Here is a 2260-nt window from a genome sequence, read left to right on the forward strand (position 1 = left end):
CGTCCGGCGTGACCATCTTCCACCAGGCCAGGTTGTCGAGGGCGGTGCCCCACAGCACGGCCTTCTTGCCGCCGGCGTTCATGGCGATGTTGCCGCCGATGCACGAGGCGCTGGCGGAGGTCGGGTCGACGGCGAACACGCGGCCGGCCGCGGAGGCGGCTTCGGCGACGCGTTCGGTGACCACACCGGCGCCGGTGCGGATGGTGGCATAGGGCTTGTCCATCGGGCCATCGAGGCCCGGCAGCACGAGTTCTTCGACCGGACCGAGGGAAATCAGCTTTTCGGTGTTGATGACCACCGACTTGGCGTCGAGGGGCACGGCGCCGCCGGTGTAGCCGGTGCCGCCGCCGCGCGGGATGATGGTCAGGCCGAGTTCGATGCAGCTCTTGACCAGCGGCGCCATTTCTTCTTCGGTGTCCGGGTAGAGCACCACGAAGGGGTACTCGACGCGCCAGTCGGTGGCGTCGGTCACGTGGGAGACGCGGGCGTGGCCGTCGAAGCAGATGTTGTCCTTGCGGGTGTGGCGGGCCAGCTCGTGCTTGACGCGTTTGCGCAGATCGTAGGTGTCTTCGAAAAAGCGCTTGAAACGGTCGACTGCGCCGTGGGCGGCGGCGATCAGGTGGGCGACCTTGGCGCTGCGCTCGGGATCGACCTTGCCGGATTCCTCGCGGCGCTTCTCGACTTCGTCGAGGCGATGGCGCAGCGCTTCGATCAGCGCGCCGCGGCGGTCGCGGTTGGCGAGAAGGTCGTCCTGGAGGTAGGGATTGCGCTGGACGACCCACACATCGCCCAGCACCTCGTAGAGCATCCGCGCGGAGCGGCCGGTGACGCGCTCGGAGCGCAAGGCGTCCAGCGTCTGCCACGCATCGGCGCCGAGCAGGCGGATGACGATCTCGCGATCCGAGAACGAGGTGTAGTTGTAGGGGATCTCGCGCAGGCGTTGGGTCATTGCGTTACCTGGATTTTTGCGACAGGGAACTGGGCATTTTAGCGGAGCGCCCCGCCTTCTGTCGAAAAACAAAGCCTTACGGACAGCGGGGTTACCGTAGGTAGGACCTTCGGGCGGGGTGGCGGTTCCGGTCGGCGCGGCGGTAAGTGCGCGGCGCAGCAAAGAAAAGGCCCGCGCCGGAGAGGCGCGGGCCGGTCGGTCGCAAGGCGTCGGACGGGGTCAGCCGCGCCGTTGCCAGCGGGGCGCGAAGCCCAGCAGACCGAGCGCGGTGAGGGTCAGCGCCCATTGCGCGGGCTCTGGCACCAGCTGGGTGTAGATCGTGCGCGCTGCCCACTCGTGCAGCGCGGCGCTCGGGTGCTCGGTGTCGAAGTAGATGTATTGGTTCGGGTTGGGGCATTCGGTAATCGGGCCGGCGCCGGGCGTCGGGGTGCCATCCACTTGGCCGTTGTAACAGCCGCTCGTCACGTTGCCGATGCCGTAGTCCGCCGGATGATCCGTCATGGCGGTCTGCAGGCCGAAGGCGTCGAACATGGTCACGTCGGATGTGGCAAAGGTGTTGGCGGGCACATAGAAACTCAGCGCGCTGTTGAAAGCCATGCTGGCGCCTTTTGCGAGCGTCTGGACGCCCGCGCCGAAGATCGAAGCCAGGCCGCGGACTGACGGCGTCAGGCTCAGGTCGGGGGAGTTGCCGATCAGGAAGTGCCTGGCGCCCAGGCTTTCGAGGGTGACCAGGGCGGTGACGATGTCGCCGACCGTCTGCCCGATTTCGTTCTGGATGGGGGTCAGGTCGCCCTGGGCCTTCAGCGATTGCGAGATGGCGTCGGAGATGTCGTTCGCGCCGATCCACAGCACATAGAGCGCGTTGGGGTCCGCCGCGTTGCCGGCTCTGCTCAGATATTGGCCGATCTGGGCGTTGAAACTCCGGGCGCCGAAGGCCGCCAGATCCGCCCGGGCATAGTCGCTGCGGGCGCCGCCATAGGCGTAGTTGTTGCCGCCTGTCAGCGACGGGGTCAGCGTCAAGCCGAAATCCGTCGCCAGCCGATCGGCATAGTTGAGGCCGTTGGTGAAGCGGCCGGAGTGGGTGCCATCCGTGTAATAGGCCGACGACGGCAATATGCCGCTGGTGATGATGAAATCGTTTCCGGAGTCGGAAAGGCTGTCGCCGAAAACGTACATCGCCGAATACGGCCCCGCCTGGGCCAGGCTGCCTGCCAAGGCAAGAGACAACGCGACAAGACCACGACAGCTACGCCTGCACCAAGCCATGACACTCTCCCTGAGATGAAAACGACCTATGCGAAAGACGCGTGC

The 2260-nt window shown here is 66.2% G+C and carries 2 protein-coding genes; both read right to left on the reverse strand.

What is annotated here, in order from left to right; all coding sequences use genetic code 11:
* A partial coding sequence (locus tag ACE3TU_RS21560) for a DUF3683 domain-containing protein (RefSeq protein ID WP_374627908.1) occupies window positions 1-949 on the reverse strand: 949 nt, incomplete at its 3' end.
* 219 nt (window positions 950-1168) lie between these two features.
* Window positions 1169-2260, reverse strand: a 1092-nt coding sequence (locus tag ACE3TU_RS21565) for an SGNH/GDSL hydrolase family protein (RefSeq protein WP_374627909.1), incomplete at its 5' end; no start/stop codon positions are given.

The organism is Devosia sp., assembly GCF_041917035.1.
Taxonomy (GTDB): domain Bacteria; phylum Pseudomonadota; class Alphaproteobacteria; order Rhizobiales; family Devosiaceae; genus Devosia_A.